Origin of the sequence: Virgibacillus sediminis (assembly GCF_042643265.1) — a bacterium.
Classification (GTDB): domain Bacteria; phylum Bacillota; class Bacilli; order Bacillales; family Amphibacillaceae; genus Virgibacillus_O; species Virgibacillus_O sediminis.
The window spans coordinates 1-26052 of sequence record NZ_JBHRRZ010000038.1 but is presented as its reverse complement, the minus strand read 5'-3'; the positions used below and the strand labels follow the sequence as shown (position 1 = coordinate 26052).

Sequence of the window (26052 nt, the reverse complement as noted above, 5' to 3'; positions counted from 1 at the left end):
TCATCCGTCTACTTCATTCTATGCGGGCCGCGGTCATGCAAAACTGAACCTGGCAGTACATAGATCAGTTAACATCAACATAGATGAGAAATACCAGGAAGTCAATACGAAATAAATATATTTTAAATTATCGGAAAATGATTGACAGACACGGAGAATATCTTTTATTCTAAGTATTAAGATATTGTCGACAATCGACAATAGGCATGTCAAGCAGGGAAAGAGCATATTCATGGAGAAGGGAAGTCAAACAACGATGGAAGAGGACCGTACGATTGTACAGAAACCGTTGAGTGAATTGATTGCAGAAGAATTGAGGCAGCGAATCTGGAATAGGCAGATACAGTTTGGCGAGAGACTGCTGGAAACCGAACTGGCAGAAATGTTTGATGTGAGCAGAAGCACGATTCGGGAAGCATTGAAGATCCTGGAACAGGAACAGCTTGTCATCAGCAAGGCCAGAAAGGGAACCTATGTTACCCAGTTCACCGATGAGGACCTGGAGGAGATCATCGAGCTTCGGACTCTGATGGAGGCACATGCGTTTCAAGATGCACTGCCAGGGCTTGGAAAAGAACAGTTTGCCGAACTGGAAGAAATGCTGGAAGATATGAAAACTGCTGCCGGAAAGGGGAAATGGGGAGAACTCTTCGATCTGGACATGAAACTGCACGGTTATATCGTCAATCAATCCGGAAATTCACGGATCATCCGTATCTATGAATCCATCCAGGTACAGATTCGTGCCTATCTCGTCCACCTGGACCAATACTACTCCAGTCCACAGTCATTCTATAAGGAGCACCGGGACTTGGTGGATGCCCTGAAAACGAAAGATTCCAAGAAAGTCGACCGCAGTGTAAGGGATCATATATCCTATGTGGAGGAAAAGCTGCTTCAGACAAAACAGACACAATAAATTGTGAGGGAGGCTGCATATTATGACTAAACAGTTTGCCAACGTAAGGACACAACTGCCGGGTCCAAAAGCAAAGGAGCTTCTGGACAGAAGGCACGCTATTGTGCCGGACGCCGTAAGTTACGGAGCGCCGACATTTGTCAATAAAGCCAAAGGTGCATTGCTTGAGGATGTGGATGGGAATACGTTTATCGATTTTGCAGGAGCCATCGGTACGATCAATGCAGGGCACAGTCATGAGACGGTAACAGATGCTTTGAAGGATCAGGTGGACCGTTATATTCATACAGGATTCAATGTGATGATGTATGACCCATATATCGAACTGGCAGAAAAAATAGCGAAACTCGCTCCGGGTGCTTTCGATAAGAAAGTGATGTTCTTGAACAGTGGAGCAGAAGCAGTGGAAAATGCCGTTAAACTGGCCAGAAAATACACCAAGCGCCAGGCTGTTGTATCCTTTGCCGGTGGCTTCCATGGACGCACGTTGATGACCATGTCATTAACCGGAAAGGTGAAGCCGTTCAAATATGAATACGGCCCATTTGCCCCGGAAGTCTATAAAGCAGCCTATCCTTACCATTACCGCCGTCCCGAGGGCATGACCGAAGAAGCTTACAGCCGCCATCTCCTTGATGAATTGGAAAAATTCTTCATCAGCCATGTGGATCCGAGTCTAGTTGCAGCAGTAATCATGGAACCGGTCCAGGGGGAAAGCGGGTTCATCATTCCTGATAAGGCGTTCGTACAGGGAGTGAAGCAGCTTTGTGAGAAGCACGGCATTCTTATGATTGCCGATGAAATCCAGACTGGTTTCGGCCGTACGGGCAAATACTTTGCCATGGAGCATTTTGATATAGAACCGGATCTAATAACCATCTCCAAATCGATGGCTGCAGGCCTGCCGATCAGCGGCATTATCGGCCGGAAGGAAATCATGGATTCCCCGGGAAGCGGTGAGCTCGGCGGAACGTACTGCGGAAGTCCGCTGGGTTGCAGGGCAGGGCTTGCGGTACTGGAGATAATGGAGAAAGAGAGGATCAATGACCGGGCGGTTTCCATTGGAAAGCAAGTGATGGACCGGTTTAAGGATCTCCATGAAAAATTTGAGGCGGTTGGCGACTACCGGGGGCTTGGTGCCATGTGTGCCATGGAATTTGTCAAAGACAGAGATACAAAGGAACCGGATAAGCAGCTTACCAATGAAATTTTCAAGGAAGCCTACAGCCGGGGGCTCATTTCCATGAAAGCCGGCGTCTATGATAATGTGATCCGCCTGTTGATGCCGCTTGTGATTACGGATGAACAATTGCAGGAAGGACTTGATATCCTGGAGGAAGCTGTAGAAGCAGTGCTTGCACCTGCGAAAAATTAACCGAATATTTAATCAGAAACAAGGATTGGAGGGGCATATATGAAAAAATATTTGATGTATGTAGATGGAGAATGGGCTGGGAATGAACTGGACACGATGGACGTCGTCAACCCGGCAAATGGGGAAGTCATAGGCACTGTCCCCTATGGCGGTAAAAAGGAGGCACAGGCGGCCATTGAGGCGGCTGACAGGGCTTTTTCCTCCTGGTCCAGCCTCACTGCTTATGAAAGAGCCGGATATTTGAAAAAGCTGCAGGAACTGATGCTGGAAAATGAGGAAGAGTTGGCAGAGACAATGACCTTGGAAATGGGGAAGCCGATGAAGGAATCGAGGGGGGAAGTAAGGTATGCAGCCTCTTTCCTTGAATGGTTTGCCGAGGAAGGGAAGCGGGTGTATGGGGAAACAATCCCTTCCCATCTAGGCGGCAAGCGGCTCCAGGTCTGGAAGAAGCCTGTCGGTGTTGTAGGAGCCATCACGCCATGGAATTTCCCTGCTGCGATGCTGACACGTAAAATAGGTCCCGCCCTGGCTGCAGGCTGCCCGGTTATCATGAAGCCTTCCAGAGAAAGTCCGCTCACGGCAGTCAAACTTACAGAGCTTTGTGTGGAAGCTGGTTTTCCAAAGGGCGTTGTAAACCTGGTGACAGGTTCTTCTTCTCAAATAGCCGGAGAACTAATGCAGAATGAAAAAGTACGGAAGATCACGTTTACAGGATCTACAGAAATCGGCAAGCAGCTGATCAGGCAGAGCGCAGACCAAGTCAAGAAGCTTTCCTTGGAGCTTGGCGGACACGCGCCCATGCTTGTGATGGATGATGCAGACCTGGATAAGGCGGTCAAGGGGGTAGTTGCATCCAAGTTCCGCAATGCCGGTCAAACTTGTATCTGCGGCAACCGGATCTTTGTCCAATCAGGCATCTATGATGAGTTTGTCCAGAAATTCTCCGAAGAAGTCCAAAAACTGAAAGTCGGGGATGGACTGGATGAAGAAACAGATATCGGTCCGCTGATCAACAAGGATGGCCTTGAGAAAGTCGCCAGGCATGTTGAGGATGCAGCCCGTAAAGGAGCGAAAGTGGTTACTGGTGGCAAGCCGATAACCGTCAAGAACGGAATGTATTATACACCGACCGTCATGTCGGAGGTTAGCGAAGATATGATCTTAATGAAAGAGGAAACATTCGGTCCGGTGGCTCCGATCATGAAGGTGGAGACCGACGAGGAAGCAGTCAGGCTGGCGAATCAGACACCATACGGTCTTGCTGCTTATGTATTCTCTGAGAATGTAGCCAGAGGCATGAAGATCATCGAGCAGCTCGACTATGGCATTGTCGGCTGGAATGATGGCGCACCATCGGCAGCCCAGGTGCCTTTCGGTGGTATGAAGGAGAGCGGAATCGGCAGAGAAGGCGGCCACGAAGGAATGGATGCCTTCATTGAATCTCAATATGTTTCCATCGGCATAGATTGAGTGAGTTTTCTACGAAGGGAAGTGGATGCGATGAAGGAAAAAATCCAGACCAATAATGCACCTGCGCCGACAGGGCCATACTCCCAGGCTATTTTTCAAGATGGATTCGTCTTCATTTCCGGGCAGGACGGTATTCATCCTAACGGGGAATCGGCTGGAGAGACGATTGCCTTACAAACGGAAGCAGCTCTGAGAAATATTGAAAGTATTTTAAAAGAAGCCGGCGGTAGTCTGGAGAATCTAGTCTTCGTAACCTGTCATCTTGATGAGTTGACGGAAGAGAATGCACATGAGTTCAATCAAGCATACCGCAAGTATTTTGAACAAGTAGAAAATAAACCGGCAAGAATCACGGTCGGCAGCCAGCTGCTGGATGGAAAGGTGGAAATAACGGCGATCGCCGCCATAGGCAGCTGAAGGAAGAGGGGGGCTTATGGAAAAAAAGAAGATGATTATGAAGGAAAAAGCGCAGGAAATCGCAAAGGACCTCTCCTTATGGCGGCGCCATCTGCATCAGCATCCGGAGCTTAGCTTCTCGGAACACCATACGGCCGAATTTGTTGCCGGGCTGTTGGAAAAGATCCCAGGGATGAAAGTGGAACGGAATGCCGGCTACCCTACAGCAGTGGTCGGCACTTTATCCTCTGGTGATGGTCCGACAGTGGCAGTAAGGGCCGACATGGATGCCCTGCCGATCCAAGAGGAAAATACAACAGGCTACAGCTCTCGTATAAAAGGGGTCATGCATGCCTGTGGACATGATGCACACACAGCAATCGTCCTGGGAGTGGCACATCTGTTGGGTGATAGTTTCCGAGAAGAGGAATTGAAGGGAACCATAAAGTTCATTTTTCAGCCTGCGGAGGAACGAGCAGATGATACTGGATCCACCGGGGCGCCCTATATGATCAGACATGGTGTCCTCGACGGTGTGGGAGCAGTGTTTGCATTGCACATGGATCCCGAGTACCCATACGGTTGTGTGAAACTCCATAACGGCTACAGCATGGCTAATGTCGATGTATTTCGCGCAAAGATCAAGGGAACCGGCGGGCATGGTGCCTATCCTCATCTTGGCACTGACCCCGTCTGGATGCTTGGCAATGTTCTGCAGGCTGTGTATGGGATTACTGGAAGGCATGTATCTTCCCTCGACTCTGCCGTCATCAGTATCGGCAGAGTCGAGGCAGGTTCAGCCAGTAATGTCATTCCAGCGGAAGTGGAAGTTGGCGGGACTGTCAGGACCTATAAACCGGAAATCCGTGAGAGAACCCATAAGGAGCTGCAGCGGGCATTTTCGGTTGCTGAATCATTGGGTGGCGAAGCCGAATTGGAGATAACGGCCGAGGATCCCGCTTTATACAATTCACCGGAAGTGAACAGGATGATGGAGAGCGCTATTAAAGGATTATACCCGGATTTCCAGCTGGCGGATGAGCCGTTCGGCATGGGCGGGGAGGACTTTGCCCATATGGCTGGCACTGTCCCTGGTGCTATGTTTTTCCTGGGCTGCCGTCCGGATCCGGATCGAGTACGCCATCTTCATACCCCTTTCTTTGATATTGATGAGAACAGCCTTATAGCCGGAGCAGCCATCCTAGCAGAAACGGCCAGGCAATATATGAAGGGGGAGATAGAGCATGCAACAGCAAATAACACAGAGGGATGTCTGGAAAGCGAAGCACAGGATAGCTTCCGTCGTAAATAAAACACCGTTGATCCACTCGCAGGAATTATCGAAGCTCAGCGGTGCCAACGTGTATCTGAAGCTGGAAAATCTAACAGTGACCGGATCCTTCAAAATCAGGGGCGCGGCAAATAGGATTCTGAAGCTTTCCCAAGAGCAGAGAGAACGCGGGATTACCACCTTCTCTACCGGGAATTTCGGCATGAGTGTCGCTTATATGGCAAAGCGGCTTGGGATACCGGCAACCATCTGCATCTCGGAAAGGGTTCCGTCTGCAAAGGTGAAAGTGCTGGAAGAGGCCGGCGCCGAACTCGAGGTTTACGGAAAATCACAGGATGAGGCGGAAAAAAGAAGCTATCAACTGGGAAAAGAAAATGGATGGGCGGTTATTCATCCGTTTGATGATCCGGACATCATTGCCGGCCAAGGGACCATGGGCTTGGAGGTGCTGGAAGAACTGCCGGAAACAGACATGGTCATTGCCGGCTTATCTGGAGGGGGATTGCATGCTGGTTTAGGGACAGCTTTGAAAGCGGCTGATCCGGATTTATCCCTGCTGGGTGTTTCAACGGAAAAGGGGCCTGCCATGCTAGCAAGCATCCGTGCCGGAAAGCCGGTCACCGTCCAAGAACACGACACATTGGCTGACAGCTTGCTCGGCGGAATAGGCTTGGATAATAAGTATACCTTTAAGCTTGTTCAGCAGTATGTGGACGATATCCTCCTGATCAGTGAGAAAGAAATTGCGGAAGGGATGTCCTATATGTTCCACCACCACCGGATGATGATTGAAGGGGCAGCGGCTGCCGGGATAGGCGCCCTGCTCAACCATCGTATTAATCCCAGTACAAATATTGTGCTGGTCATCAGCGGTGGGAGTGTGGATCCGCAAACAGTTATGGACATTGCCGCAAAGCAAAAGGGGTGGGCAGATGAGTAAAATTTTATTTGATGGCCAAATCATCGACCGGGATAACCTGGTCGACATCGAGGACCGAGGATACCAGTTTGGTGACGGAGTTTATGAAGTGATCGGGGTTTACGAAGGAAGGCCGTTTATGATGGATGAACATTTACACCGGCTGAAGAGGAGTGCAGGGGAAATCCAGCTGAACCTGCCATTCAGTCTGGAGGAATTTCGCCGGCAATTGAACCAGCTGGTAAAAGCCAACCATTTGGATGAAGGAATCATCTATCTGCAGGTGACCCGCGGGGCGGCATCACGCTGGCATGAGTTCCCTGGAAGAGGAGTCCGGCCAAAAGTGACTGCATATACACGGGCAGAGGAGCGTATGACACAGGTGGAGGATCAAGGGGGCCACGCTGTGCTTACGGAAGATATCCGCTGGCTCCGCTGCGATATAAAGACACTGAATCTGCTTCCAAATGTGCTGGCCAAACAAAAGGCAGTGGAAAATGGCGCTGTTGAAGCCATCCTCCATCGAGGAGATACCGTTACGGAAGCGAGTGCATCCAATGTTTTTATCGTGAAAAACGGGGAACTGTTCACCCATCCGGCTAATAACTATATCCTTAACGGCATCACCCGGCAGAAGGTATTGGAAATCTGTAGGAAGATCAATATTCCTGTCCATGAACAGACCTATACCGTGGATGAACTGCTAGCAGCCGATGAGGTATTTGTGACGGCTACCAAATCGGATATTATTCCAATCTTGGAGGTGGATGGAAATCAGATCGGTTCCGGCAAGCCCGGTGCGACCACGGGTCAAATTCTGAAGCAGTTCCGCAGCTTGATCCATGAGCTGGTGCACACCTGAGGAAAAATTAATCAGGGGATGGGGGCTTTGTATGGTATTATCCCAACATCTCACAGGCAGCCCGACAGAAGCCATTGTACAATTGCATAAATTCCGCGAAAACGTGAAGAAGGTTAAAAAACATCTGAATGAAACCTGGCTGATGGCAGTGGTGAAAACGAATGCCTATGGCCATGGAGCAGTACAACTCAGCAAGGAGGCAGTCAAAGCAGGCGCCGACCGGCTTGGTGTCACTTCCGTTGCCGAGGGAGCCCTGCTGAGGCAGGAAGGAATTCAGATTCCGATCCATATCCTAGGATCCATTCCTGCGGTCCAGGCAGAGGAGGCAGTGAAACATGATCTGATCGGTTCTGTTTCCACGATCAAACAGGCTTCGGCTCTAAGTAAGGCAGCGGTCCGACAGAAAAAATGGGGATACGTTCATTTAAAGATCGATACAGGACTCCATCGGTTCGGTGTCTTGCCGGAAGAGGCACTCGCCTTTTTAGAGGAATGCAAGGGCCTGCCAGGTTTGTACTGGGAAGGAATCTATACGCATTTCTCCCATGCAGATGAAGGGGAGTGGGATCGGACAGAAAGGCAATTTGACACATTCATCCAAACTGTCCACATGCTGGAGAACAAGGGGTGGGTGTTCCCGGTCCACCATGCAGGAGGTTCTACCATTACATTGGAGCGGCCTGATATGCATCTCGATATGGTGCGGCCGGGAATCTCTTTGCTGGGCTATCCGCCGGCCCCTCACCGGCAATCCACCCTCCCACTGGAACCCGTCATGGAAGTGAGAACCCGCATCCTGCAGATTCATGAGCTTCCCCCACAGACACCAATTGGCTACGGCGGCACCTACACCTGTCCTTCCCATCGAAAGATTGCTGTCGTACCGGTCGGCCATGGAGATGGATATGCCAGAAGTTTATCTAATCGGGGTCAGATGATTGTACGTGGGAAAAGGGCAAATATTGTGGGAACCATATCACTGGACCAGACTTTCCTGGACATTACCCATATACCTGGAGTGGTTGAGGGGGATAAAGCAGTTCTTATCGGGCGGCAGGATGAAGAACAGATCGACGCTTATGACGTGGCCGGATGGATGGACAGCATCACCGATGAAGTGCTGGCAAGTCTGAAGGAAAGAATCCCCCGTATTTATACAGATTTGGATACAGGAAAGGAGACTAATTCGTGAAAAATATCAATATAGCAGTCATACCAGGGGATGGGATAGGGCCTGAAGTAATCGGGGAAGGAATCAAGGTGTTGAAGGCAATTGAAGCCAGGGACTCCAACCTTTCTTTTTCTTTTACAAAATTTCCCTGGGGCTGCGAGTATTACCTCCAGGAAGGAAAAATGATGGATGCAGACGGCATCGACCAACTGGCCGGATTTGATGCGATTTATCTAGGAGCAGTTGGTTATCCTGGGGTTCCAGATCATATTTCTCTCTGGAATCTATTATTAAGGATCAGGAAATCCTTTGACCAGTATGTCAATCTCAGGCCAATCAGTCTTCTTCATCCCGAACTGACGCCACTTAAGGGAAAGTCGGGAGACGATATTGATTTCCTGGTGATCCGGGAGAATAGTGAAGGGGAGTATGCCGGAGCGGGCGATCGGCTTTTTCAGGGAAAACCGGAAGAAGTTGCCCTGCAGACCGGTGTATTTTCCAGGAAGGGCACAGAGCGGATCATCCGTTATGCCTATGAGGAGGCAAGGCGGTCCAACCGGACACTTACAAGTATCAGTAAAGGCAATGCCCTGCAATATTCCATGGTGTTTTGGGATGAGGTCTTTGAAGAAGTAGGGAGGGAGTATCCGGATGTAGAGACTTACTCCTACTTGGTCGACGCGGCAAGCCTCTACTTTGTGACGGATCCGGAACGGTTTGAAGTGGTGGTGACCTCCAACCTGTTCGGGGACATTTTGACAGACCTTGGGGCAGCGCTTACCGGCGGACTGGGTCTTGCTGCAGGAGCGAATATCAACCCGGAGCACAAATATCCGTCCATGTTTGAGCCCATCCACGGATCTGCTCCCGATATTGCTGGAAAAGGGCTTGCAAATCCATTGGCCTCCATCTGGTCGGCAAGTCAGATGCTAGATTTTTTTGGAGAAGAGGAGTGGGGAAAAACAGTACTGGAGATCATGAGGGAGATGTTGCAGGAACCGCAGCAGTTGACACCAGACCTTGGCGGGAAAGCTACGACACAGGATGTCGGCGATCGATTTGCTGACATGCTGGGGAAGAGGTAAAGGACATAGTTGATGATTTTTTAAGAGGCTTGGGCAAGAAGAGTCCCAGCCTCTATATTTACGTTATACAGTATGCCCAACTCGTGCCGCACCAGCCTCCACTCGGTCGCCACCATACTCAACTCGTGCCGCCACCGCTTCAGGACAGACTATATAGCCTGATTTCCCATGGCGATTGGTCATTTTCAAAGGTCTCTTCATATTCGAGTCCCAGTTCTTCGTAGTTGCTTATTGGAACTGCAGACAGGATATAGTCACCGCCAAGCTCTTCCAACGCATCTGTGTTGATATCCAGCTGTTCGATCGGTTCGTTGCGATTCTTGGTAAAAAGATAGTCTTTCCCGTGCTCTGCTACATACATATAAAGCCGGCCGCCCCAGTCATCGAAGTAGTTCTTCAGTGTTGGGTTTTTTTCCAGTTCACCGGCAATGATTTTCCGGAACTCATGCTTATATTCCAGTGGATAGCTGTTATTGTATGTGTCTAGCGTATAAAAACCGTTGAATTGAGCAATAGTCGGATGCATACCGATACTCACGACGCGGTAATCGGACTGGTCCTCTCCGATATAATCCTCAATTTCCTGGAACAATTCCTCGGAATAGAACTCGGCAAATGTCGGCATGCCATAGGAGCGGTATTTCAATTCCTCATTCAATCCGAACAGATGGTATGCCTGCATGAAAATCAGTACTGCCACAAGGATAGGCCCCCATTTCACATGTCTCCAAACTACAGCCAGCGCAAGGGCAAAGGCGATATACCAAATCGCCGGGTCGAAGAAATGGATACGGGCGAAGTTGAACGTATTGGCAACCATGAAATTATCCTTCAATACCCGCATACCTTCCCAGTACCAGAAGGCATACCATGTGGCGAGAATCAAATTTACGGCCCACAATGCCAGCAGCTTTTTCGGCGGGATATTCTTCCATGCCAATATCAACATAGCCGTAAGAACCAATGGAACAATGATATAGGCCTGATGTGCTTCATCATGGGTGAGTCCGTACAGGAAATTTTCCCATGCTAATTCGTACGTACGTTCAAAGGAATTGTAGCCAAGATCCATTTCTTCCCGATGGGAGGTGAACCCTTCGGAAAAGAACATTGAAGTGATCAGAAGGTAATTCTTTACCACATAAATTGCTGTCATCGTACAAATGGCCGTAAACCATGGCCAGTTCAGCTCCTTTTTCCGATACCAGTCGATAAGCCAAAATAAGCCCATGACCCCGAGAAAAAAGACGAAGGTGAGCACAAAATTGGAGAAGAATGGAATCAACAGGAGAACCAGCCAGTGCCGCTTAGGTGTATCCCAGCCATGTTTCCGAATCATCAAAAATAGATAAAGCGCTAATGGAAGGCCGGCAATGGACAAGGCTCCCGACGGCCAATAAGGAAGCATGGCAAAACACAGGGAAACACCCGCGGTAATCAGCTGGCGGGATTTCTGCTTAAAGACGAATCGGCTTAGCAGCAGATACATGCCAATAAATGCACCGACACGCATGATGGTCTGGCTGATCGTATAAGCTGTCATTGGTTCGAACCATACATACAGCCAAACCACTGCATCAAATGCTGAAGGTAGCGTACTTCTCGGCAGGCCGTTGATGACCTGAGGCAGCTCTGCATCCTCGAAGGTGAAAATTGGGCCATGTTCTGCCAGCAGCTGGTACCAGACGATATTGGAATCCATATTATCATGGACCCGAATATGGGTGTCCTCACCAAGTATGTAGTAGGGGAGGAGATATGTAGCTAATATAATTCCGGCCAGCCAGATGTACTTATTTTTGGAAATATGCGTGAACAGCCTTGATCCCATGATCCACATCCTTTTCTGTCAGTCCATAGTACAACGGCATCCGCAACAGCTTTTCGCTTTCCGCTGTCGTCCACCTATCTTCACCAACGAATGTCCCGAACCGTTTTCCGGCATGCGAAGAATGGAGTGGAACATAGTGTGGAACAGCCATCACACCCTGTTCTTTCAGATGGGCAGCCAGCATAGAACGTTCCTCTGAATTCTTTGCCTTCACATAAAACATATGGGCATTATGTTGACAATCATCGGGAATCTGCGGTCCTTCCAAATGTCCATCATCAAATAGCTGCTGCAATCCCTGCTGGTACCTGCTCCATATTCGGAGCCGCTGTTCGTTAATGTCATCCGCATGGTCGAGCTGCACAGATAGATATGCAGCATTCAGCTCGCTTAGAAGGTAGGAGGAGCCGAGGTCGCGCCACGTATATTTATCCACCATCCCTTTGAGGAACTGGGAGCGGTCTGTACCTTTTTCCTGTAAGATCTCTGCCCGTTCAATCAGCGAGGAATCGTTGACCAGCAGTGCTCCACCTTCTCCACATGTGTAATTTTTCGTTTCATGAAAACTGAACGTTCCCATATGGCCGATGGTGCCAAGGGGCCTTCCCTTATAATTACTCATCAATGACTGAGCGGCGTCCTCAATTACCCATAAATGGTGTTCTTGGGCAATTTCCATTATCCGCTCCATATCACAGGAAACACCTGCATAGTGGACAACGACAATGGCTTTTGTCCGGCTTGTGACCGCTTTGGCGATCTGTTCGGCATTGATGTTCATCGTCTCTGGCGAAATATCGACAAAGCGGATGGACGCTCCCCTCAATGCAAAGGCATTGGCAGTAGAGACAAAGGTATAAGAAGGCATAATGACTTCATCACTTTCACCGATCTCTGCCAATAGGGCTGTCATCTCCAGGGCGGCTGTACAGGAAGGAGTGAGGATCGCTTTTTCGGTGTCGAGGCGGTCCTCCAGCCAGTTGGAGCATTTTTCCCCGAATGGTCCATTGCCTGATAGTTTACTCTGATTGATTGCTTGTCTGATAGCTTCTTCTTCTGTACCGATGCTGCAAGGTTTGTTGAATGGAATCATATGATCACCTCATTACGATAATCCCTAGGACAATCAGGGAAAAGCCGATAATTTTTTGTGTGTCTACTGGTTCGCCAAACAAGAAGGCGGAAAGGATGAATACCAGCACGAAAGACAGGCTCATGAACGGATACGCATAGCTGATATCAAACTTGGTCATCGCCGCCATCCAGCTCAATGCTGCAAGGAAAGCCGCCAGGAATCCGGAAATGATCCATGGGTTCAGCAGCAATTGAAGAAGAAAAAGGATCTTATCCCCAAGTGGGCCTGGCAGGTTTCCTTGCTGGTCAATCTTCCATTTCAGAATGAGCTGTCCATACACGGTGAAGAAAATCGTGCCGAAAATATAGGCATAGCCCATAGTCTTACCCTCCTACCGGCAAGGAGCCGTTCAGCTTGTGATAGATATCGACCGCACCATTCAAACGGAAACCCAGTGAAATGAACACATTCAATGATGCCGGATTGGAAGGAGAGATGGAAGTTTTCAGCCGGTCATACCCGGTAATTCGGAACTGCTCTTCAACACATGCACTGGTAAAGGCCTTGGCAAGGCCTCTGCCGCGAAAATCCTTGTGCATGCCAAGCAGCAGGATTTTATCTTTTTCATAAGCAAAGAAGCCGGCAGTCTTATCTTCGAAGTGGAGGGCAAGAATCTGATCTTGCTCCATGAGATCGCCGACCCAGTTGCGGTATCTCCGGTCTGCCATATAGTCGGGAATGTTGAAATCGCGGTGGAAGCGCCCGCCGCTGAATGCCTCTGCTGCAATATCCAAAATTTTTTCTGGGTCGTACTCCCGGGAAAATTGAATGCCTTCTTGATGGACAGTATCAAGCCGGCTCCTGCTGCAGACAGGCTCTGTCAGTGTATCCACGTAATAGAATCCATATTTCACTAGATTTTGCGTGTCCGCAGATGGGGAGACCTTCAGGGTGAAATGTCCTTCCGTTTCACTTGTCTGCTGGAGAGCGGCTTCACTGTATTCTGTCAGTTGGTACGTATCAATCAGGAAGTTCCGCTTATCCCACGGGGTGGGTTCCAAGTACTCGGTCATTCTATCAGCTCCTGTTCTTCTGTATCTGTTGCTTCGTCTGTTGTTTCGCGTATTAGATATAAAGGCCTGGCTTTTGTCTCGTTAAAAATTTTTCCGATATACAGGCCAAGGATGCCGAAATTGAAGAAGATCAGCCCTCCGATGAAGAAGATGGATACCATCACACTGGTCCATCCTGCAACACGCTCATCAAGGAAAAAATAGCGGGCAAATAAGTATAAGGCATATAAAAAGGATGCGAAAGAGACAAGAAAGCCAAACTGAATCGACAGTCTCAGCGGCTTGTTGGATTGGGAAACGATCGCATCGGTTGCCAGCGTAAGTAATTTACTAAGGTTATAGGAAGATTTGCCTTCTTTTCTGGCATTATGTTCGACAGGGATTTTCGCCGTCCGGTAGCCCATCCATTGAATAAATAGAGGGAAGTAGCGGTTCTGCTCCCGCATTCGGCGATATCCCGATACCACTTTTTTGGCACTGATGCTGAAGTTGGCCACGGTAAAATCGGTGGATTGCCCGCTGAAATAATCATAGATTTTATAGAAAAGCCGGGAACCCTTCTTCTTCAGCCAGCTGTCCTGGCGTTCCACTCTTTTTCCAAACACCACTTCATATCCTTCCAATGCCTTTTGATAGAGGCTGGCAATCTCTTCCGGACGGTCTTGCAGGTCACAGTCCATGACAACAACCCAATCTCCGTTTGTATAGTCGAGACCGGCGGTAATAGCATGATGCTGGCCGAAGTTTCGTGCAAAGTCCAATCCAGTAATGTTTGTGTCTTGTTCACTAAGTTTCCTGATGGTTTCCCAAGCTCCATCAGGGCTGGCGTCATTGACCAGGATGATTTCATATTGGGCTGGGATACTGGTAATGGTGTCACGGATACGGCTGCAAAGCTCTACCAGGCAGGTTTCACAGCCATAGACCGGGATCACCACCGATATTAGAATGTCTGGACTTTTTTCCATTCGTTCACATACCATTCTACGGTTTTCCAGAGTCCCGAAGCGAAATCAACTACAGGCTCCCAGCCCAGTTCCTGTCTGATTTTCCGGTCATCTACTGAATATCTCCGGTCATGCCCTTTCCGATCCTCGGTGAATGTAATTAGTTCTTTATAGCTCATAATAGCGGAAGACTGGCGGTAATCGGGGACGAATTCATCCAGGATGCTACAAATCTGTGAGGCTATTTCCTTATTGGTTCGTTCATTTCCTCCGCCGATATTATATGTCTCCAAAGGGCCGCCTTGATGATAGACTGCATCGAGTGCTCGGCAATGATCCATGACATACAGCCAGTCACGGATGTTTTCTCCGTCCCCATAAATAGGAATCTGTTTTCCATCCAAAGCATGATGGATGATAGTTGGAATCAGCTTCTCCTTATGTTGCCGAGGGCCATAATTATTGGAACTCGAGGAGATGACCACATTCATCCCATACGTGTGGCCGAAGCTTTTGACAAAGAAGTTTGCACTGGCCTTGGATGCACTGTATGGGTTCCTTGGATTGTATGGGGTGGACTCGGAAAAGCTTCCTTCTTTACCGAGGGAGCCATAGACTTCATCGGTGGAAATTTGATGGAACCTTCTGGTCGCAAGCTCTCCCTTTTCCTCCCAATCCTTTTTGGCTGCATTTAATAAGGTTAGGGTGCCAAGCACATTGGACTCCACAAATGCATGGGAGTCCTCAATGGACCGATCCACATGGGATTCAGCAGCAAAATTGATCACACCTGAGATATCATATTCTTCAAAAATGGAAGTAACCGTATCTTCATCTCCAATGTCTCCCTGAATGAAATGGTAGTTCTTCCTCGGTTCAATCTCTCGGAGATTATCCAGATTGCCTGCGTAAGTAAGCTTATCAATATTTAATACCTGGGTTTTCGGATATTTTTCTGTAAAAAAGTCGATGAAGTTAGAGCCGATGAATCCGGCTCCTCCTGTAATTAGCAGTGTCTGCTGGTCATTATTCATTTCCAGCCAGCCCCAACATCGGATGCTGATCGATGGAATCCGGGTCCCAGTATTGGGTAGTATGCTTCCGGGCAGCAATCTCCAGCAAATATTGGCCGTAGTCATTCTTCTCCATCGACTTCCCTTTCCGGTTTAGCTCATCTTTAGAAATATATCCTAGGTAGTAGGCGATCTCTTCCAAACAGGCCAGCTTGAAGCCTTGCCGTTGCTGCGTGATTTTTACAAACTCGGCTGCTTCAAACAGTGATTCATGTGTGCCAGCGTCCATCCATGCAAAGCCACGGCCGAGCAGCTCTACATCCAGCTGGCCGCGTTTTAAGTATTCTTTATTTAAATCAGTGATTTCCAGTTCACCTCTTGCCGACGGTTTCAGCTTTTTGGCGATCTTTACGGCACGGTGGTCGTATAGGTACAGACCAGTCACAGCGAAATCCGATCTCGGATCTTGGGGTTTTTCCTCCAGTGAGAGAACCTTTTGGAAGCGGTCGAATTCCACAACTCCAAATCTTTCCGGGTCTTTCACACGATAGCCGAAAACAGTGGCATGCCGGTGGTTCTTGATGGCTTTCCGGAGCAGGGTGGTGAACCCTTGGCCGTAGAAGATGTTGTCAGCCAGAATCAATGCCACCTTGTCGATGCCGACAAAGTCTTCGGCAATGATCAACGCTTCAGGTATTCCCTTTGGCTCCCTCTGCTCCTGATATTCCAGGCGGATTCCAAGCTCTGAGCCATCACCTAAGAGCTGTTGGAAGCGTGACGTATCTTCTGGTGTACTGATGATCATGATTTCTTTAATCCCTCCGAGCATCAATACGGAGAGCGGATAATAGATCATCGGTTTGTCGTACACGGCGAGCAGATGTTTATTGATACTGTTTGTGCTCGGTGACAGTCTTGTTCCACTGCCGCCGGCAAGTATGATTCCTTTCATGTGTCTCACCCCTAGATAGCTGATATGCATGGCATCAGCTTAATTTAATCGAAGCCTTGTATTCGTAAAAAAAGCATGATATATCTTATAATCTAATACCACACTTATGAAGGAGATAATCTTACATTTGTATTTCAATTAAATTTCTAAAACGCCAAGGATTGTAAAAATGAGAGTCAGGAATAATCATCTAGACTCTTGGCTGCCAACTGCATAATGGTCATATCATCCATAGGTGGGTTATGCAGTCCGGCACGTACATCACGGTAATGGCGCTGCAGGGGATTCTGCCGGGAAAGGCTGCGCGCACCAGCCACTCTCATGGCTATGTCGACCGCTTCGACTGCTTTATTGACGACAGAAAGCTTTACCGCACCGAGAACCGGTTTCATCGCATTGCGTTTTTCCAAGTTTCCCTCATCCCATTGAGCAGCGACATTATATAGGAAGTGCTCGCTCTCCATCAGCAATAATTCAATCTCTCCCAGCTTTTGCTTGACGTTAGGCAAATCGGAGATGGTGCCCTCAATGCTGTTGGGTGAGTATGTCGAGGCAAAATCAACAGCATATTTTTGTGCCGCTCTTGCAATGCCTAAATAACATGCAGGGATATGCAGGAGCCACCCTGCTGCAGGTTTGTTACCCGGCTTGATGTATTCCACTAAGTCATCCTTATTTACTTGTACATCATTAAGTACGAGGTCATGGCTGCCAGTGGCCCGCATGGCAATGGAATCCCATGTCTCTTCCACAGAGACGCCGGAGTTTCTCCGGTGAACCAGAAAGTTCCTTGTTTGGTCTGTTCCTTCAATGGAAGCACTCACTACAAAATAGTCCAGGATAGGAGCCATGGTGGTAAATGTTTTCCGGCCGTTGATCATCCAGCCGGTATCTGTCCCTTGCGCTGTGGTCTCCGGTCTTCCCCCGCGGGTTGGGCTTCCTGTTGCCGGCTCAGTTGCTGCATTATTAAGTAATGCTCCGTTTTCTTTGACGTCTTCGGCAAATCGTTTATACTTCTCCTCTGGCCAAATTTCATTCTCCCCAAGATGTTTGGTGATGCCCATGTGCCAACCGATGGATAGAGCTGTTGCGCCATCTTTTTTCGCAATAGTTTCCTGCATTTTAAGAAGTTCATAAAGAGTGATTCCCAGGCCGCCGTATCTTTTTGGGATAGAAAGGGCCGGATACCCAATATTTTTCAGTACCTGGAAATTTTCAAACGGAAAGCTCCCTTCCTCATCATATTGTTGGGAACGATCGGCAAATTGTGAGACGGCGTCTTCTAATTTCTCTATTCTTTCTTCCATGGATCCAAGTCCATATAGTTTCACTTTATATCCCTCCTATTTTTTCTGGAAAAAGTTTGATATATAACAGAGAAGTCCTGTAACTGCAAAGCATCCATAAATTCCCAATTACAAGCGGTTCTTCGTTCCGATTACTTACAAAAGCCGACAGTAAAAGAGAACATGCACCGCCGAATCTGTAAAAAGATATTGCATTATCAAAAATCTTAAATTATACTACTCTTAACCTACTAAAATTATATTTCAACTCTACTTCGTAATTTTTACACTATCCTCTTGTACAGCTGTACTATCAGCTGTACTACCATACATCGTTTTCGAAACGGGGGACGCCATGAACAGCAGCCAAGACAGACACTTCCGCAGCCTCTTGCCAACCAATCTTTCAAAACACCAGACAGTAGTACAACCCCTGAAAACCAAACACTCATGGGAAGGCTAATTTTTTACAGACAATTATCAGAAGTTTCAACCTACAAGTGAATTGTAAAGGAAATAATGGAAGGCTGGAAAGAGAAAAGCACTGCCGTCTTCAGACGAACTTAGGATATTTTGTTGGCGGCTCGGAGTCTGGACTGGGGTGAATCACCCCAAACCCTTCTATTATAGGTGCAGCTTCTGTTAAGGGGGATTATCGTGGGAAACAAAGAAAAATTATTAGATATAAAAAATTTGAAGACATCTTTTCGTATAGGTGATGACTATTATGCGGCGGTGGATGATGTGTCCATCGCTTTGAATAAAAATGAGGTGCTTGGAATTGTGGGTGAATCGGGCTCAGGCAAAAGTGCCTTGGCATTTTCTATTATGGGCTTGCACACGAGAGCGAGAATTGAAGGGAATATTATGTTCAAGGATCGGAATATTGCTGAAATCTCGCCGGGAGCACTGAACAAACTGCGTGGAGATGAAATGGCAATGATCTTTCAAGATCCGCTTACGGCATTAAATCCACTGATGGAGATAGGCGATCAGATTGCCGAGACCTTGATTCTCCATCGGCCGGAAATGACCCAAAGGCAGCGGAAGCGCAGAATCATTGAACTGCTGGACCAGGTAGGGATTCCACGGCCGGAATATGTATTCCAACAGTTTCCCCATGAATTATCCGGAGGAATGAGGCAGCGGGTGATGATCGCCATTGCCATTGCAAATAAGCCGGAGCTCTTGATTGCGGACGAACCGACAACTGCATTGGATGTAACCATCCAGGCGCAAATCCTGGATCTGATCAGGGAACTAAAAGAAGACATGCAGTCCGGTATCATCCTTATTACTCATGACTTGGGAGTCGTGGCCGAAATGGCCGACAGGGTCGCTGTCATGTACGCCGGTCAGGTGGTGGAAATCGCGGATGTATATACGCTGTTTGACAGACCGCTGCATCCGTATACTAGGTCTTTGCTGAATTCGGTGCCGACAGAAGGGCAGGATAAACTGCATGTCATCCAGGGGATTGTACCCTCACTTAAACATCTTCCGAGAGAAGGCTGCCGTTTTGCCGCGCGTATTCCATGGATAGATGACTCGGCACATGAACCCCGTCCAGAGCTGCATGAAGTGAGCCCTGGACATTTTGTACGCTGTACATGCTATAAACATTTCTATTTCCCGGAAGAAAGCAAGGAGGGGCAGGCCCATGGGGTTACTTGAAGTCAAGAATCTGAAAGTTTATTTTCCAGTCAAAGGCGGCATTTTCAACCGTACCATGGATCATATCAAGGCAGTAGATGATGTCTCCTTTACCATAGAAGAAGGAAAAACCTATGGCCTTGTCGGTGAGTCCGGTTCCGGTAAATCAACAACAGGTAAAGCGATCATCGGTTTGGAGGATATTACGGAAGGCCAAGTTATTTTCGAAGGCAAGGATATTACCGGAAGGAAAAGCAAGACAAGGGGGATGCGCAAGGATATTCAGATGATTTTTCAAGATCCATATTCATCCTTGAACCCAAGGAAAAGGGTGCTTGATATTGTAGCCGAGCCTTTAAGGAATTTCGAGAAGCTCGGCAGGCAGGAAGAGAAGAAACGGGTACAAGAACTGCTTGAAATGGTGGGATTAAGTCCTGAAAGTATCGTAAAATACCCCCATGAATTTTCCGGGGGCCAGCGGCAGCGGATCGGAGTAGCCAGAGCAATCGCCTTGAAGCCCAAACTGATTATCGCTGATGAGCCTGTATCAGCCCTGGATGTGTCTGTCCAGGCACAGGTGTTGAATTTTATGCAGGATATCCAGAAAGAACTGAATCTCACCTATTTATTTATCAGCCATGATTTGGGAATCGTCAAGCATATGTGTGATGATATTGCTATCATGTACAAAGGCCGCTATGTCGAAAAGGGCACGAATGAAGATATTTTCAACCATCCACAGCACATTTATACCAAACGTCTGATTGCCGCCATGCCCGATATCAATCCGGCGAACCGGAAAGAGCAGTTCCTATATCGTCAGGAAGTCAAGCGGGAATATGAGCAGTCTTACGATGATTATTTTGACAACGAGGGCTTGGCATACGGGTTGAAGCCGATTTCGGAATCTCACCTGGTGGCCCTGCCGGAGAGAGGGTGATTGGCAGATGTGGAAATTCATAGTGAGGCGGCTGTTGATCACCATGCCGCAGATTATCATACTGAGTGTGCTCGTCTTTTTGATGGCTCAGGCCATGCCGGGAGATGCTCTTACCGGAATGCTTGATCCAAATGTGGACAGGGCTACACTGGAAGAACAAAGGGAGAAAATGGGTTTGAATGATCCTTGGTATATACAATACCGTGATTGGGTTGCTGGTGCGGTGCAGGGTGATCTTGGTCAATCCTTCCGTTTTAAAATGCCGGTGACCGAACTAATGGAACAGAGGATCATCAACTCTTTTTGGCTTTCCCTGGTGACATTGATATTTACATATCTAATTGCTATACCACTGGGTATCTTAAGTGGGAGATATAATGATACTTTGCTGGATCAAGGGATCACAGGCTATACGTATATTGGTTTTGCTACACCATTATTCATTTTCGCGCTTGTCATGCTTTGGGTATTCGGGTATAACCTGGGCTGGTTTCCGACAAGTGGCAGTGTTGCTCCGGGACTGGAGCCTGGGACATTCGATTATTTCCTAAGCAGAATTTATCATTTGATTTTGCCTGGCTTGTCCTTGGCACTGATCACCACCGTCAATACGGTTCAGTATCTACGAAGTGAAATCATCGACACCAAGCAGCGTGATTTTATCGTGACGGCTAGGGCCAAAGGTGCTTCAGAATCAAGGGTTTATAATAAGCATATTTTAAGAAATTCCCTGCTGCCGATTGCCGCATTTTTCGGCTGGGAAATCACCAGCCTAATCAGCGGCACGGTTTTTATCGAGCAGATTTTTGGTTACCCAGGCATGGGCCAGCTTTTCTTGGAATCTATTAACCTAAGGGACTATAGTGTGGTAACTTCAGTTGTTCTGCTGTTTGGTATCGCTTCCATTCTTGGGGCGCTGCTATCAGACATCATCTTGAGCATCGTGGATCCGCGCATACGTATCAAATAAGAATTAGATAGACACTGAGGTGAGAAGAATGGAATCAAATAAAATGAATGCAGAAGCGGAGAAGATGGATTCCACCAGGAGCCCTTCCGGTATGCAGGTCCTCTGGCGGGAGATTGTACGGGATAAACTGGCTCTTGCCTCCCTGATCTTTCTTGTAGTCATAACGGTTCTTGTCTATGGGATCGCTCTGTTCCTAGATCAGGATGAAATTGTAAAAGTTGATTTATTCGCTATTCACGAGCCACCCAGTGAACAGTTTTGGCTGGGGACGGACTATGGCGGCCGCGATATATTTGGCCAATTGATCATCGGTACTAGAAACTCCCTTTCCATCGGCTTTCTTGTTACATTGATGAGTGGGGCTATCGGTATCATTTACGGATTGGTTTCCGGTTATTTTGGCGGCCATATCGATAATGCACTAATGAGGGTATTGGACTTCTTTATGATTCTGCCGATGTTAATGATCGTCATTGTCTTTGTTTCAATGGTGCCGGATTACAGCATTATCTCCTTCTCCCTGATCATGACGGCATTCCTCTGGATGGGGATAGCGAGGCTGATTCGCTCGAAAGCCCTGCAGGAAAAAGAATTGGATTATGCCCAGGCTTCCAAAACATTGGGATCATCCGATTTCAAAATCATGTTCACCCAGGTGTTGCCTAATATCACCTCCTTGATTGTTGTCACGATGACACTTAATCTTGCTGCTAATATCGGCCTGGAGTCGGGGCTTTCCTTCTTAGGCTTTGGATTCCCGGAGAGTACTCCAAGCCTTGGAACATTGTTGAGCTATGCAACCAATCCACAGACATTAGAATATAGATGGTGGATCTGGATGCCTGCTGCTGTACTTATTCTTCTGCTGATGCTGGCGGTGCGCAATGTCGGAGAGGCTTTAAAACGTGCCACGGATGCCAGACAGCGGAGAGGCTGACTTTTTATACTAGATCTTTAAGGAGGTGACCGCCTGGAGGCAGCAGCAGTCAATTTTCATCGGTGCCATCATCAATAGGTCCTTGTATTGATGTGGCGTATACAGCTGGCCGGGGTTCCTGGCGGGCAAAGGAAAAGATTAAAAGGGGAGGTTACAAGGATGGAAGAAAGAAAAGTTGGCAAGTGGCTAGTTGCACTTATGATAGTATTGCTTCTCGTGCTGGCAGCTTGCGGCAATGAGAGCGGTGGGGACAGCTCGGAAGGGGCCGGAGATTCCGGTTCTGAATCTACAGGCGAGGGCACGAAAAAGGGGGCAGATGACCAACTCTATTCCATAGAAGACTTCGAGCCCGTTACAACTAATGGGGGAGAAGCAATTGATGGAGGGACCCTGAATTTCGGTCTGGTAACAGATACCGTGTTTGAAGGGACGTTGAATTGGGCCTTTTATTCCAGTGCTTATGACGCGGAAATAATCGATTGGTTCGATGATGAATTACTGTCAATAGATGAGAGTTTTAACTATACAAATGATGGGGCCGCTACTTTCGAAGTAAGCGATGATGGCACGGTGTTCACGTTGACCATCCGTGATGGAGTGAACTGGCATGACGGAGAGCCGGTTACAGCCGAGGATTGGGCCTATTCTTATGAAGTGATCGGCCATCCGGATTATACAGGCATCCGTTATGACTCCAGTTTCACAAATGTAGAAGGGATGCATGAATATCATAACGGGGAAGCTGATGAGATTTCCGGCATCGAGGTAATCGATGAGAAAACATTGCAAATCACCTTCCTGGAAGCTGGGCCATCCCTTCTTGCAGGCGGAATCTGGCCATATGCCCTCCCGAAACACGTATTCGAGGACATCCCGGTAGCAGAGATGGCAGAATCTGAGGAAGTGAGGGAAAACCCTATCGGTATGGGAGCCTTCAAGGTGGAAAGTATCGTGCCGGGCGAATCAGTAACAATGACGGCGAATGAAGATTACTGGAAAGGCGAGCCTAAACTGGACGGGGTAACAGTAAAAGTCGTAAACCCACAGACCGTTGTACAGGCATTGGAAAACGGTGAGGTAGACCTGGTTGACAGCTTTCCTACAGATCAATATCCGGATGTAGAAGAAAGTTTGACAAATGTTGAATTTCTGGGCCGTGTTGACCGTGCCTACACCTACATCGGATTCAAGTTGGGTGAATGGGATGAAGAAGCAGGCGAGGTAGTTATGGATGAAAATGCAAAAATGGCAGATGTGGACTTGCGCCGTGCAATGTGGTATGCCGTTGATAATGAGGCAGTTGGCAACCAATTCTATAATGGGCTTCGCTGGAATGCCAATACCTTGATTCCGCCATATCATGCGGAGTATCACGATCCATCCATTGAAGCACCGACATATGACCCGGATATGGCAAAACAGATCCTAGACGAGGCTGGGTATGAAGATACTAATGGAGATGGCATGCGTGAAACACCAGAGGGAGAAGAGCTGGTGATCAACTTTGCATCCATGTCTGGCGGCGATACTGCTGAACCTCTTGTCAATTACTATATTCAAGCGTGGAACCAAGTTGGCTTGAATGTCCAATTGCTAGATGGGCGTCTATTGGAATTTAATTCGTTCTACGACAGAGTAGAGGCTGACGATCCAGAGATTGATATCTATCAAGGGGCATGGGGAGTAGGTACAGATGTGGATCCTGCAGGCCTTTATGGCAGGGATGCCATGTTCAACTATTCCCGTTATGCCAGCGAAGAAAATGATAGGTTGCTGGAAGAAGGGTCATCCAAAGCTGCCCTTGACTTGGACTATCGTAAAGAAGTATATAGTGAGTGGCAGAAATTGATGGTTGAGGAGATCCCTGTATTTCCGACCCTTTATCGGGCGGAATTGGTGCCTGTCAACAATCGAGTACAGAACTACTCTATTGAAGCTGACTGGTGGGAGCCGCAGGAAATCAGTTTAACCCAAGAAAACCCGGAGACAGTGCAATAATAAATGGGGAAAAAGGTCCACATTAGTGGGCCTTTTTCCTGATTAGGCAAGAAATACTGTTGGTAGTAAAAGGAAAAAAATAGAAAATGGGTAATTTATAACTTAAAAACTGGGCCGGCATCTAGTAAGCTCTAAGTATAAGAACCCGGCCATAGATGGGGGGATTCCGTTGCGGATAGCAGTAGCGGTGATACATGGAGCAGGAACACCGGATAAGGATTTCGCCCGCGACACCATTGCAGCAGTATCTCAGGAATTTGAACGCCTTACCGGGGTAAAACACGTTGATCAGGAACTCATTTTTGAGCCTGTCTATTGGTCTGAAGTTTTTGCTCCGGAACAAGAGGAGCTATGGGGCAGACTTAAGGAAAGCGCCGACCTTGATTACACCGGACTAAGGCGGTTTGTTATAGAATTTTTAGCAGACGCGGTGGCATATCAGCCGGCGGCAAATGGGAAACTCAATTATGATAAGGTGCATGCTGTACTGGCAGCTGCGCTCAACAGGCTTCGTAAAAAAGCGGGACCAGATGCCCCACTATGTGTGATTGCCCATAGTCTCGGCTCCATTGTAGCGGGCAATTACTTTTACGACCTTCAGCATCATCCGGGAAGCCGAAGTGCCAATTCGAGAGAAGATGTTGAGATGTCGCCATTGGAACGATGCCATACCTTGTCTTTGTTCTATACCTTGGGGAGTCCGATGGCATTATGGACGCTGCGCTATATTGATTTCGGCTTGCCTATCACCATTCCCACACCAGCCATTTATGACTATTATCCGAGCCTGGAAGGGGAGTGGGTAAATTTCTATGATAAAGATGATGTGCTGGCATTTCCGCTGAAGGCAATCAATGAGGCTTTCGAGGAGGCGGTTACGGAGGACATTGCCGTCAATGCGGGCGGGTTATTCACCAGTTGGAATCCTCTGGCCCATCTTTCGTATGACCGGAATAAACAGGTTGCCGGCCGGATTGCATATGGCCTTGCCAAGACATGGCGCAAGATAAATGGTAAGGTAGACTAGGGAAAACATTTCCCGAGAGGAGGAGATGGAATGAAAGAGGCAGATCAGTTAAAGAAGCTTGTCGGAGAAGCAGCGGCCGATGATATCAAGGACGGTATGACCGTAGGCCTTGGCTCTGGTTCCACTGTCTACTGGATGGTAAAGAAACTTGGAGAAAAGGTGAAAGAAGGACTGCAAATCCAGGGAGTCCCTACTTCCAATACCACTGCCGAGTGGGCAAGGGAATTCGGGGTGCCATTGACAGACTTCTCCAAGGTTCAGGAGCTTGACCTTACCATTGACGGAGCAGATGAGGTAGGTGAGAATCTGCACCTGATCAAAGGTGGAGGGGGAGCATTATTCCGTGAGAAAGTGGTAGCCGCTGCAGCAAAGGAACTGGTCATCATCGTTGATGGATCCAAACTAGTATCCCATCTGGGTGAATTTGCTTTACCAGTCGAGGTGCTGCCATTTGGATGGGAAGTAACTGCTGAACAAATTTCTAATCTTGGATGCTCTCCGACATTGCGGACAAGCCAAGGAGAAACATATATTACAGATAATGGGAACTATATTCTGGATTGCCCATTCGGCCAGATCACCGACCCGGAAGTATTACATAGTGAATTGAAATCCATTGTCGGTGTCATTGAAACAGGCCTTTTTATCGGTATGGCCGATAAAATCGTGGTAGGGAAAGAAGATAAGGTAGAAGTCATATCCAAAACGTAAAAGGAACATCCAGGCTACACCAGCCAGGCTGTCGAGAAAGTTCTCGACAGCCTTATTTTTTGTCCATTTTTCTAAAATTCATTTTCTTTACATGTTATTCTTAAGATAGAATTTCCAAAGGCGGTGATGAACTTGTTTCAATCAATGAAAG

24 protein-coding genes are annotated in these 26052 nt (G+C 47.9%); 16 read left to right on the top strand and 8 right to left on the bottom strand.

Features of this window, described 5'->3' with window-relative positions:
* Positions 1-232: 232 nt before the first annotated feature.
* Genes ACFODW_RS15025 through ACFODW_RS14985 form a run of 9 tightly spaced genes read left to right on the top strand, consistent with a single transcriptional unit; the run spans position 233 to position 9488 of the window.
* Positions 233-919 (top strand): GntR family transcriptional regulator, encoded by a 687-nt coding sequence (locus tag ACFODW_RS15025; protein WP_390307606.1) that lies wholly within the window; start codon positions 233-235, stop codon positions 917-919.
* Between the two features lie 19 nt (positions 920-938).
* Positions 939-2294 (top strand): 4-aminobutyrate--2-oxoglutarate transaminase, encoded by a 1356-nt coding sequence (gabT, locus tag ACFODW_RS15020; protein WP_390307744.1) that lies wholly within the window; start codon positions 939-941, stop codon positions 2292-2294.
* Between the two features lie 39 nt (positions 2295-2333).
* Positions 2334-3764 carry an NAD-dependent succinate-semialdehyde dehydrogenase gene (locus ACFODW_RS15015; RefSeq protein ID WP_390307605.1) on the top strand — a complete coding sequence of 477 codons (1431 nt, stop codon included), beginning with the start codon at positions 2334-2336 and terminating at the stop codon, positions 3762-3764.
* 30 nt (positions 3765-3794) lie between these two features.
* On the top strand, positions 3795-4181 hold the full coding sequence (locus tag ACFODW_RS15010; protein ID WP_390307604.1) for a RidA family protein: 387 nt from the start codon (positions 3795-3797) through the stop codon (positions 4179-4181).
* Between the two features lie 16 nt (positions 4182-4197).
* The gene (locus ACFODW_RS15005) at positions 4198-5472 is read left to right on the top strand and encodes a M20 metallopeptidase family protein (protein WP_390307603.1); all 1275 of its coding nucleotides are present in this window, start codon (positions 4198-4200) and stop codon (positions 5470-5472) included.
* Positions 5405-6391 (top strand): hydroxyectoine utilization dehydratase EutB, encoded by a 987-nt coding sequence (eutB, locus tag ACFODW_RS15000; RefSeq protein WP_390307602.1) that lies wholly within the window; start codon positions 5405-5407, stop codon positions 6389-6391. Before ACFODW_RS15005 ends, eutB begins: the two co-directional genes overlap by 68 nt.
* Positions 6384-7232: a D-amino-acid transaminase gene (gene dat, locus ACFODW_RS14995; protein WP_390307601.1), complete on the top strand. Its 849-nt coding sequence runs from the start codon at positions 6384-6386 to the stop codon at positions 7230-7232. Before eutB ends, dat begins: the two co-directional genes overlap by 8 nt.
* A 31-nt stretch (positions 7233-7263) precedes the next feature.
* Positions 7264-8424, top strand: coding sequence for an alanine racemase (alr, locus tag ACFODW_RS14990; protein WP_390307600.1), 1161 nt, complete (start codon positions 7264-7266; stop codon positions 8422-8424).
* Complete coding sequence (locus tag ACFODW_RS14985) at positions 8421-9488, top strand: tartrate dehydrogenase (protein WP_390307599.1); 1068 nt, start codon at positions 8421-8423, stop codon at positions 9486-9488. The genes alr and ACFODW_RS14985 overlap by 4 nt, the downstream gene beginning before the upstream one ends.
* Before the next feature lie 139 nt (positions 9489-9627).
* On the opposite strand, the gene ACFODW_RS14980 is transcribed toward ACFODW_RS14985, so the two are convergent.
* From ACFODW_RS14980 to ACFODW_RS14945, 8 genes are all read right to left on the bottom strand, one after another.
* Positions 9628-11319, bottom strand: a complete 1692-nt coding sequence (locus tag ACFODW_RS14980) for a DUF6044 family protein (protein ID WP_390307598.1) — start codon at positions 11317-11319, stop codon at positions 9628-9630.
* Positions 11282-12412 (bottom strand): dTDP-4-amino-4,6-dideoxygalactose transaminase, encoded by a 1131-nt coding sequence (gene rffA, locus ACFODW_RS14975; protein WP_390307597.1) that lies wholly within the window; start codon positions 12410-12412, stop codon positions 11282-11284. The genes ACFODW_RS14980 and rffA overlap by 38 nt, the downstream gene beginning before the upstream one ends.
* 4 nt (positions 12413-12416) lie before the next feature.
* Positions 12417-12773 (bottom strand): EamA family transporter, encoded by a 357-nt coding sequence (locus ACFODW_RS14970; RefSeq protein ID WP_390307596.1) that lies wholly within the window; start codon positions 12771-12773, stop codon positions 12417-12419.
* A 4-nt stretch (positions 12774-12777) separates the two neighbouring features.
* On the bottom strand, positions 12778-13467 hold the full coding sequence (locus ACFODW_RS14965; protein WP_390307595.1) for a GNAT family N-acetyltransferase: 690 nt from the start codon (positions 13465-13467) through the stop codon (positions 12778-12780).
* Complete coding sequence (locus ACFODW_RS14960) at positions 13464-14435, bottom strand: glycosyltransferase (RefSeq protein ID WP_390307594.1); 972 nt, start codon at positions 14433-14435, stop codon at positions 13464-13466. The genes ACFODW_RS14965 and ACFODW_RS14960 overlap by 4 nt, the downstream gene beginning before the upstream one ends.
* Positions 14411-15448 (bottom strand): dTDP-glucose 4,6-dehydratase, encoded by a 1038-nt coding sequence (gene rfbB, locus ACFODW_RS14955; protein WP_390307593.1) that lies wholly within the window; start codon positions 15446-15448, stop codon positions 14411-14413. Before rfbB ends, ACFODW_RS14960 begins: the two co-directional genes overlap by 25 nt.
* The gene (gene rfbA / locus ACFODW_RS14950) at positions 15441-16379 is read right to left on the bottom strand and encodes a glucose-1-phosphate thymidylyltransferase RfbA (protein WP_390307592.1); all 939 of its coding nucleotides are present in this window, start codon (positions 16377-16379) and stop codon (positions 15441-15443) included. The genes rfbB and rfbA overlap by 8 nt, the downstream gene beginning before the upstream one ends.
* A 176-nt stretch (positions 16380-16555) precedes the next feature.
* Positions 16556-17710 (bottom strand): acyl-CoA dehydrogenase family protein, encoded by a 1155-nt coding sequence (locus ACFODW_RS14945; protein WP_390307591.1) that lies wholly within the window; start codon positions 17708-17710, stop codon positions 16556-16558.
* Between the two features lie 612 nt (positions 17711-18322).
* Between ACFODW_RS14945 and ACFODW_RS14940 the strand changes: the two genes are divergently transcribed.
* The 7 genes from ACFODW_RS14940 to rpiA all read left to right on the top strand — a co-directional run bounded on the left by ACFODW_RS14940 (position 18323) and on the right by rpiA (position 25901).
* Complete coding sequence (locus tag ACFODW_RS14940; protein WP_390307590.1) at positions 18323-19339, top strand: ABC transporter ATP-binding protein; 1017 nt, start codon at positions 18323-18325, stop codon at positions 19337-19339.
* Positions 19326-20258: an ABC transporter ATP-binding protein gene (locus ACFODW_RS14935; protein ID WP_390307589.1), complete on the top strand. Its 933-nt coding sequence runs from the start codon at positions 19326-19328 to the stop codon at positions 20256-20258. The genes ACFODW_RS14940 and ACFODW_RS14935 overlap by 14 nt, the downstream gene beginning before the upstream one ends.
* A gap of 7 nt (positions 20259-20265) precedes the next feature.
* Positions 20266-21228: an oligopeptide ABC transporter permease gene (gene opp4B / locus ACFODW_RS14930; RefSeq protein ID WP_390307588.1), complete on the top strand. Its 963-nt coding sequence runs from the start codon at positions 20266-20268 to the stop codon at positions 21226-21228.
* 28 nt (positions 21229-21256) lie between these two features.
* A complete protein-coding gene (locus ACFODW_RS14925; protein ID WP_390307587.1) occupies positions 21257-22165 on the top strand; it encodes an ABC transporter permease in 909 nt (302 codons plus the stop codon).
* Between the two features lie 159 nt (positions 22166-22324).
* A complete protein-coding gene (opp4A, locus tag ACFODW_RS14920; protein ID WP_390307586.1) occupies positions 22325-24163 on the top strand; it encodes an oligopeptide ABC transporter substrate-binding protein in 1839 nt (612 codons plus the stop codon).
* Positions 24164-24332: 169 nt separating this feature from the next.
* On the top strand, positions 24333-25190 hold the full coding sequence (locus ACFODW_RS14915; RefSeq protein ID WP_390307585.1) for a chemotaxis protein: 858 nt from the start codon (positions 24333-24335) through the stop codon (positions 25188-25190).
* 30 nt (positions 25191-25220) lie between these two features.
* Complete coding sequence (gene rpiA, locus ACFODW_RS14910; RefSeq protein WP_390307584.1) at positions 25221-25901, top strand: ribose-5-phosphate isomerase RpiA; 681 nt, start codon at positions 25221-25223, stop codon at positions 25899-25901.
* Positions 25902-26052: the final 151 nt, after the last annotated feature.